This window comes from Intrasporangium sp. (assembly GCF_030452765.1).
Lineage (GTDB): Bacteria > Actinomycetota > Actinomycetes > Actinomycetales > Dermatophilaceae > Intrasporangium_A.
The window spans coordinates 1-8,933 of the sequence record NZ_JAKDLO010000177.1 but is presented as its reverse complement, the minus strand read 5'-3'; the positions used below and the strand labels follow the sequence as shown (position 1 = coordinate 8,933).

The following is an 8,933-nucleotide window of genomic DNA, read 5'->3' as shown; positions in this document are numbered from 1 at the left end:
CTTCTGCCCCGGGACGAGCTCGGCGTCACGGACCTCGATCCCGTCTCCCTCCTCATAGGAGATGGCCAGGACGCGACCGCTGGCGCACAGGTCCGCCTCGGCGCCGCGGACCCGACTCAGCTCGGCCGCAGTGCCCACGAGGGTCATCGTGCGCACCTCGGCGCGCATGCCGAGCTTGGCCTCCGACTTGACCTTGCGCACCGCGCCGAGCGCCTCCCCGACCGAGGCGAGCACGGCAGGGTCACCGCCGCTCGGCAGGGCGTGGCTCGTCGGCCAGGCCTGCCGGTGCACCGACCCCGGCCCGAACCACGACCAGACCTCCTCGGTCGCATAGGGAATGAACGGGGCGAGCAGGCGCAGCAGGGTCTCCAGGGCGATCCGCAGCGCCGCCCTGGCGCTGGCTGCCTCGGCCTCGCCCTGAGCGCCGTAGGCGCGGTCCTTGACCAGCTCGAGGTAGTCGTCGCAGAACATCCAGAAGAAGCTCTCGGTCACCTCGAGCGAGCGCGTGTAGTCCCAGGCCTCGAAGCCGTGGGTCGCCTTGTCGACGACGTCGGCCAGCCAGGCGAGCATGGACAGGTCCAGCGGGTTGGTCACAGCCGTACCGAGCTCGCCGGGCACCTCGCCGAACCCGAGGGCGAACTTCGAGGCGTTGAGCACCTTGATGGCCAGGCGCCGCCCGACCTTCATCTGGCCGGTGTCGTAGGCGGCGTCGGTCCCGAGCCGTCCGGACGCAGCCCAGTAGCGGACCGCGTCTGCCCCGTGAGCCCGCACGACGTCCTCGGGCGTCTGCGCGTTGCCCTTCGACTTGCTCATCTTCTTGCGGTCCGGGTCGAGGATCCAGCCGCTGATCGCGGCGCCCCGCCACGGCACCGACCCCGCCTCGTAGTGTGCGCGCACCACGGTCGAGAACAGCCACGTCCGGATGATGTCGTGGGCCTGCGGGCGCATGTCCATCGGGAAGATCGCCCGGTACAGCTCGGGGTCCGAGCCGAGGCCCGAACCGTCGGCCACCGGCCAGCCGGTCGCGATCTGCGGGGTCAGCGACGAGGTGGCCCACGTGTCCATGATGTCGGGGTCAGCCACGAACCCGCCCGGCTCACCCCGCTGCGACTCGTCGAAACCGTCCGGCACGTCGACCTGCGGGTCGACCGGTAGCGCCGACTCGGGCGCCGTCAGCACCGCGTCGTGGTCGACCTGCCCGATCTCGTCGAGGCGGTACCACACGGGGAACGGCACCCCGAAGAACCGCTGCCGCGAGACGAGCCAGTCGCCGTTGAGGCCCTCGACCCAGTTCCGGTAGCGCGCCCGCATGAACGGCGGGTGGAAGTGGATCTCGTCGCCGCGTTGCACGAACGCAGCCCTGAGAGCCGCGTCACGACCGCCGTTGCGGATGTACCACTGACGTGAGGTGACGATCTCGAGGGGCTTGTCGCCCTTCTCGTAGAAGTTGGCCTTGCGCTGCGTCTTGACCGGTTCGCCGTCCAGATCCCCCGACTCGCGCAGGGCGGCGACCACGGCCTCACGCGCACTGAACGTCGTCCTGGTGGCGAGCTGGGCGGCATACAGCTGCTCGCCCGGGCCACCCGCGATCCACTCGGGTGTCTCCGCCTGCAGGCGCCCGTTGCGGCTGATGACCGAGCGGGTCGGCAGCTGCAGCTCGCGCCACCACATGACGTCGGTCAGGTCACCGAACGTGCAGCACATCGCGATGCCGGCGCCCTTGTCCATCTCGGCGGCGTGGTGTGCGAGGACCGGCACCTCGACGTCGAACAGCGGCGAGCGCACGGTGGACCCGAAGATCGGCCGGTAGCGCTCGTCGTCGGGGTGCGCGACGAGCGCGACGACCGAGGGGACGAGCTCGGGCCGGGTCGTCTCGATGTAGACCGGTTCCGGGTTGCCGTCGGTGCCGTCCGGCGCCACCCGGTGGAAGGCCACCCGATGGTAGGCGCCCGGGTAGTCGCGCGCCTCGAGCTCGGCCTGCGCGACGGCGGTCTGGAACGTCACGTCCCACAGCCCGGGCGCCTCGGCCTGGTAGGCCTCACCGCGCGCGAGGTTGCGCAGGAATGCCTGTTGGGCCACCGCCCGCGACCGCGCGTCGATGGTGCGGTAGGAGATGTCCCAGTCGAGGGAGAAGCCGAGCCGACGGAACAGGGACTCGAAGGTCACCTCGTCCTTGACCGTGAGGATGTCGCACAGCTCGATGAAGTTCTTGCGGCTGATCGGACGCTGGTCGGCGGCCTTGATCGCCTTGCCCTTCGCGTCGACTCCCTCGGTGAAGGGCGGTTCGTAGCCCTCGACGTAGGGCAGCGTCGCGTCGCCGCGCACCCCGTAGTAGTTCTGCACCCGGCGCTCGGTCGGCAGCCCGTTGTCGTCCCAGCCGATCGGGTAGAAGACCTCGAAACCGCGCATCCGCTTGTAACGGGCCATGCAGTCGGTGTGCGTGTAGCTGAAGACATGCCCCACGTGCAGGCTCCCGCTTGCCGTGGGCGGGGGGGTGTCGATCGCGAAGACCTGCTCGCGGGGGAGCGTCAGCGCCCGCTCGCGGTCGAAGGTGTACGTGCCCTGCTCGCGCCATACCTGCACCCACTTGTCCTCGAGGCCGTCGAGCGTGGGACGCTCGGGGATCCGCGAGGTCGAGGGGGCAGGTGCGTCAGTCATGCCGGCAATCCTTCCAGATGCATGAGGCGCCCCTCGAACGGGTTTCGTATGCCGCTGACCTCGCTCCCGCTACTCGCCGAGCGGGCAGGAGGTGCCATTCGAATGGGCCCTCCTACACTGGGCTGCACCACGGCAAAGCTGGAGGGACCGATCATGCCTCACCGAATCGCGAACGCGGCCCTGCGCTCGAAGGTCATGACGGCCGATGAGGCGGCGGCCCACATCGAGCCCGGCGACAACGTCGGGATGAGCGGCTTCACCGGCGCCGGGTATCCCAAGGCGGTCCCGCTCGCCCTCGCCGAGCGGATCCATGCCTTTCGGGAGCAGGGCGACGACTTCCGGATCGGGGTGTGGACCGGCGCGTCGACGGCTCCTGAGCTCGACGGTGCCCTCGCCGAGGCGGACGGCATCGAGCTGCGGCTGCCCTACCAGTCCGACCCCGTCAGCCGGGCCAAGATCAACGCGGGCCGGATGGAGTACATCGACGTGCACCTGTCGCACGTCGCGCAGATGGCTTGGGAGGGCTTCCTCGGGAAGCTCGACGTCGCCCTGGTCGAGGTGGCCGGGATCACCGAGGAGGGCAACCTCGTGCCGAGCTCGTCGATCGGCAACAACAAGACGTGGATCGACATCGCCGACAAGGTCATCCTCGAGGTCAACTCGTGGCAGCCGGAACAGCTTGCCGGCATGCACGACGTCTACTACGGCACCGCCCTGCCGCCGGACCGCCAGCCGGTCATGATCGTCGACCCGAGCGACCGGATCGGCGTCCCGCACTTCGTCTGCCCGGTGGAGAAGATCGTCGCGATCGTCGAGACGCACGCACCCGACCGCAACTCGGCGTTCAAGCCGATCGACGACGACTCGCGAGCCATCGCATCGCACTTCATCGACTTCCTCGACGCCGAGGTCCGAGCCGGGCGCATGCCCGGGGGGCTCCTGCCGCTCCAGTCCGGCGTCGGCAACATCGCCAACGCGGTGCTCGCCGGGCTGGGGGAGAGCGGTCGCACTGGGCTGACGGCCTATACCGAGGTGCTCCAGGACGGCATGCTCGACCTCATCGAGTCGGGCACGATCCGGCTCGCCTCGGCCACGGCGTTCTCGTTGTCACCGGTCGGCGTGGAGCGGTTCCTCGAGCGGGTCGACTTCTTCCGCGAGCGCATCATCCTGCGCCCGCAGGAGATCTCGAACCACCCGGAGGTCATCCGCCGGCTCGGCGTCATCGCGAGCAACGGCATGATCGAGGCGGACATCTACGGCAACGTCAACTCGACCCACATCATGGGTTCGCGGATCCAGAACGGCATCGGCGGCTCCGGTGACTTCGCCCGCAACGCCTTCATCTCGACGTTCGTCACGCCCTCGACCGCCAAGGGCGGGGCGTTGTCGTGCATCGTGCCGATGGCCTCGCACGTCGACCACACGGAGCACGACGTCGACGTCGTCATCACCGAGCAGGGACTGGCCGACCTGCGCGGCCTGGCACCGCGCAAGCGCGCCGAGCGGATCATCGCGAACTGCGCGCACCCCGACTACCGGCCGATGCTCGAGGACTACACCGCCCGGGCCGCGCAGGGCGCCTGGGGACTGCAGACCCCGCACCTGCTCGGCGAGGCGTTCTCGTGGCACCAGCGCTACATGGACACGGGTACGATGCGCCCCGCCGAATGACGGGCAGGTCGGTGGACTCGCCCGAGCGCTCCCGGCTCGTTCATGGGCAGGAGGTGGGTGCTGGGCAGCGCCTCGGTACGGCAGAGTGTGCTCCATGGAACCGGTCTACGAGTCCGTCGTCGCCGTCGCGCGGGGCATCTTCGCGATGCAGGGGCTGCAGTTCACCATCGTCGGTGACGAGAACGTCCCCGACGGGGGCGGCGCGGTCATGGTCGTCAACCACACCGGCTACATGGACTTCACCTACGCCGGGCTGGCCGCCCAGAAGTCGGGCCGGCTCGTGCGTTTCATGGCGAAGGAGAGCGTCTTCCGGCACCCTGTCAGCGGGCCGCTCATGCGCGGGATGCGCCACATCGCGGTCGACCGGGAGGCGGGCGCGTCCTCGTATGCCGCCGCCCTGGCCGCGCTGCGTCGCGGTGAGATCGTGGGGGTCTTCCCCGAGGCGACGATCTCGCGGTCGTTCGAGCTGAAGGACTTCAAGTCGGGAGCGGCGCGGATGGCCCGTGCGGCGCAGGTGCCCATCCTGCCTGTCGTCATCTGGGGCTCACAGCGGGTGTGGACCAAGGGTCACCCGCGGCGGCTCGGCCGGACCGGCATCCCGATCTTCATCTCCGTCGGCGAGCCGATCCCCGTCGCCGCGGATGCGGACCCGGCCGCGGCGACGGCGGCATACAAGGAGGTGATGGGGCACATGCTCGAGCTGGCGCAGGCCGCGTACGAGCCGCTGCGCGGGCCCGACCTGAGGTTCCTGCCGGCGCGGATGGGCGGCACTGCCCCGACGCTGGCCGAGGCTAACCGCCTCGACGAGCTGGAGCGGGCCGACCGGGTCGAGCGGCGCACCGGGGACTCGGACTGAGCGCGCTGCCGGTTAGCGTGCTCTGCATGATCCGACAGCGCGTCCCCGAGGGCCCGGCACCGGACCCCGCCGTCCAGCGCCTGCGGATCCGGTACGCCAAACGTGGGCGGCTGCGCTTTACGTCGAGCCGCGACTTCCAGCGGGCGCTGGAGCGCGCGCTGCGGCGCGCTGATGTGCCGATGGCGTTCTCCGCCGGGTTCCACCCCCATCCGAAGATCTCCTACGCCAACGCAGCGGCCACGGGGACGGCGAGCGAGGCGGAGTACGTCGAGATCCAGGTGACGCGGCGGCTCGACCCGAGCGCGGTCCGGGCCGCGCTCGACGCGGCACTGCCATCGGGGCTCGACATCCTCGCGGTCGTCGAGGCAGGCGCCCGTCCCCTTGCCGACGCCCTCGAGGCGAGCCAGTGGCGGCTCGACTTCGCCGACGTCGAGGTGTCCCTGGTTCGTGACGCGGTGGGACGGCTGCTCGCCCGGGACTGCGTCGAGGTGACCCGGATGACGAAGTCCGGGTCCCGCACCTTCGACGTGCGCGGGGCTCTCGTGTCGGCCGAGGTGTCGGCGGCCTCGCCCGACGGGTCCGGCGTGTCGCGCGAGGCTCCGGCTGCAGGCCCCGGGTCCGACTGTGCGATACTGCGAATGGTCGTGCGGCACACCACACCCGCCGTGCGCCCCGACGACATTCTGACCGCGCTGCGTGAGATAGCCGGCCTCCAGCCTCTCCGTCCACCACTGGTGACGCGTCTGGCGCAAGGTCCGTTCAACACCGCAACCGCGAGGGTGGCCGACCCGTTGGCTGCCGACGAGAACGCCGACGGCGCCTGACTCGGGGCCGCGCTCCGCGCGAACCGGGGACTGGCGTAACAAGACGACTTCCGTCCCAACGGTTTCCCGGTGGGACGACCGATACCGCAGACACGAGCGGTGCGGGTGGCCCCGGCCGGGTGTGGGCCAGCACCCGCCCGTGTCGGGAGGCTGCCGGATGGCAACCACAGAGAACTCCCCCACTGACGAAACGGCCCGCCTCGGCGAGGCGACCCTGTCTGGCGCGGCTGTCTTCGACGAGCCGGGCGTGTCCGATCAGACCGCCGCCCCCATCGAGGAGACGGCCCCCGCATCGGAGCCGGCGCCCCGCAAGCGGGCACCACGCCGAGCGACCCGCAAGTCGACCGAGCAGGCGGCCCGGCCCGTCGCGTCCGACGCGCCCACCGAGCGAGCGCAGGAAGACACCGACGAGCCGCCGATGGCTGCCGCACCCGCGAAGCCGCCCCGCAAACGCGCCACGCGCAAGAAGGCCGTCGCCGAACCTGAGCCGGAGGGCGCCGACACGCTCACCGAGCCACCTCTCGTGACCGACGCCGACATGCACGAAGGCGGCGCGCTGGACGAGTCGGACCAGGACGATGCCGCCGTGCCCGTGGGACCGAGCTTCTCGGTCCTCTTCCAGGCGCCCGACCCCGAGGCCGCGACGGAAGGCCCCAAGCGTCGGCGCCGAGCAGAGCCCGAGCCCACTCAGGCCGATCAGCCCGCGGAGGCTGCTGCGACCGCGGAGGCTGCTGCGACCGCGGAGGCTGCGGAGGAGGCTGCGCCCAAACCGGCCGGGACCCAGCACGTCGAGGCCCCGGACGAGGACGAGGAGGCGCCCAAGCGCTCCCGCCGGCGTCGTGGTGGCAAGGGCCGCCGCGGTCGGGGCAGCGCCGAGCCCGAGGACGCCGAGGCCGCTGCGGAGCCTGACCAGGCGCACACGGCCGGAGCGCCCGAGCAGCCGCCTGCCGAGGGCGGCGAGGCCCGCACGGACGAGTCCGCCGAGGAGCACGCCGGTGACGAGGAGGACGGCACGAGCCGACGACGGCGGCGCCGCCGCCGTTCCGGCTCGACCGGAGACTCCTCCAGCGACGAGGCCGGCGCCACGAAGCGGGTGCGCACCCGTTCACGCAGCGACGAGCCCACCGGCCTCAAGGGCTCGACCCGACTCGAGGCCAAGAAGCAGCGCCGCCGCGAGGGGCGCGAGGCCGGTCGCCGGCGCACGGTCATCACCGAGGCCGAGTTCCTGGCCCGCCGTGAGTCGGTCGAGCGGGTCATGGTGGTGCGCAACAGGAACGGGCGCACCCAGATGGGTGTCCTGGAGGACGGGGTCCTCGTCGAGCACTACATCGACCAGGCCGGCAACGTCTCGATGGCCGGCAACATCTACCTCGGCCGCGTTCAGAACGTCCTGCCGTCGATGGAAGCGGCGTTCGTCGACATCGGCAAGGGCCGCAATGCCGTCCTCTATGCCGGCGAGGTCAACTGGGACAGCGCAGGCCTCGACGCCCACCAGCCCAAGCGCATCGAGAACGCCCTCGAGTCGGGGCAGGCGGTCCTCGTCCAGGTGACCAAGGACCCGATCGGCCACAAGGGTGCGCGCCTGACGTCGCAGATCTCGCTGCCGGGCCGCTACCTGGTCTATGTCCCCAACTCGTCGATGACCGGCATCTCGCGCAAGCTGCCGGACACGGAGCGGACCCGCCTCAAGAAGATCCTGCGTCAGGTCGTGCCGGAGGACGCCGGTGTCATCGTCCGAACCGCGGCCGAGGGTGCGAGCGAGGATGAGCTGCGCGCTGACGTCGAGCGGCTCACCCGGGCCTGGGAGGAGATCCGGACCAGGGCCGCGAGCGCCTCGACGCCGAAGTCGGGCAAGTCCAAGGGCAAGAAGAAGAACGGCGGCTCGGGATCGAGCACCACCGGCAGCGCCCCGATGCTCCTGCACGGGGAGCCGGACCTGACCGTCCGCGTCATCCGCGACGTCTTCAACGAGGACTTCAAGCAGCTCGTGGTCAGCGGCGACCAGGCCTGGCAGGAGATCCACCCGTACATCACGGCCGTCGCCCCGGACCTCGCGGACCGGGTGACGAAATGGACGGGGACCGATGACCTCTTCACGAAGTACCGAGTCGACGAGCAGCTCGCCAAGGCGATAGATCGCAAGGTCTGGCTGCCGTCCGGTGGCTCGCTCGTCATCGACCGGACCGAGGCGATGACGGTCATCGACGTCAACACCGGCAAGTTCGTCGGCTCCGGCGGGAATCTCGAGGAGACCGTCACCAAGAACAACATCGAGGCGGCCGAGGAGATCGTCCGCCAGCTGCGGCTGCGCGACATCGGCGGCATCATCGTCGTCGACTTCATCGACATGGTCCTCGAGTCGAACCGAGACCTCGTCGTGCGGCGCCTGCTCGAGTGCCTCGGCCGCGACCGCACCAAGCACCAGGTCGCCGAGGTCACCTCGCTCGGGCTCGTTCAGATGACCCGCAAACGCGTCGGGTCGGGCCTCATCGAGGTCTTCTCGGAGACGTGCGACCACTGCAACGGCCGCGGCTTCATCATCCACACCGACCCCGTCGACAAGGGTGCCAACCAGCACGATGCCGGCTCCCCTGGCCGACGCGGGCGGCGTGGGTCGGACTCCGCCACCTCCGGCAACGGCAACAGCAACGGCAACGGCAACGGAAACGGCTCGGGCAACGGGTCTCGAGGCGGCCAGGCAGCAGAGCCGGAGGCGAAGCCGAGCGGACCGACCGCGGCGCAGATCGCCGCCATGGCACATGCTGCCGCCCTCAAGAACGGGCACCCGGCCGACGAGCCGGCCGTCCCCGAGCAGGACGGGCCGCGGGAGCTCGCCGAGCCTGCCCAACCGGCCGAGCCCGCCCAACCGGCCGAGCCTGCCCAACCGGCCGAGCCCGCCCAACCGGCCGAGCCTGCCCAACCGG

Annotated in this window: 5 protein-coding genes; 4 read left to right on the top strand and 1 reads right to left on the bottom strand. The window is 70.8% G+C overall.

Going from position 1 to position 8,933, the window contains the following annotated elements; translation table 11 throughout:
• The coding region (gene valS, locus L0H79_RS18025) for a valine--tRNA ligase (protein WP_301486026.1) at positions 1 to 2,658 on the bottom strand (2,658 nt) is incomplete at its 3' end.
• A 153-nt stretch (positions 2,659 to 2,811) separates the two neighbouring features.
• On the opposite strand from valS, the gene L0H79_RS18020 reads away from it, so the two are divergent.
• The 4 genes from L0H79_RS18020 to L0H79_RS18005 all read left to right on the top strand — a co-directional run.
• Positions 2,812 to 4,329, top strand: a complete 1,518-nt coding sequence (locus L0H79_RS18020; RefSeq protein ID WP_301486025.1) for an acetyl-CoA hydrolase/transferase family protein — start codon at positions 2,812 to 2,814, stop codon at positions 4,327 to 4,329.
• Positions 4,330 to 4,423: 94 nt separating this feature from the next.
• Positions 4,424 to 5,185, top strand: coding sequence for a 1-acyl-sn-glycerol-3-phosphate acyltransferase (locus L0H79_RS18015; protein WP_301486024.1), 762 nt, complete (start codon positions 4,424 to 4,426; stop codon positions 5,183 to 5,185).
• A gap of 26 nt (positions 5,186 to 5,211) precedes the next feature.
• Complete coding sequence (locus L0H79_RS18010; protein ID WP_301486023.1) at positions 5,212 to 6,009, top strand: TIGR03936 family radical SAM-associated protein; 798 nt, start codon at positions 5,212 to 5,214, stop codon at positions 6,007 to 6,009.
• A 157-nt stretch (positions 6,010 to 6,166) separates the two neighbouring features.
• A partial coding sequence (locus tag L0H79_RS18005; protein ID WP_301486022.1) for a ribonuclease E/G occupies positions 6,167 to 8,933 on the top strand: 2,767 nt, incomplete at its 3' end.

What these genes read in the sequence shown, in the direction of transcription:
- L0H79_RS18020 (WP_301486025.1), top strand. Translation starts at nt 2,812, where the DNA reads ATGCCTCACCGAATCGCGAACGCGGCCCTGCGCTCGAAGGTCATGACG.
- L0H79_RS18015 (WP_301486024.1), top strand. Translation starts at nt 4,424, where the DNA reads ATGGAACCGGTCTACGAGTCCGTCGTCGCCGTCGCGCGGGGCATCTTC.
- L0H79_RS18010 (WP_301486023.1), top strand. Translation starts at nt 5,212, where the DNA reads ATGATCCGACAGCGCGTCCCCGAGGGCCCGGCACCGGACCCCGCCGTC.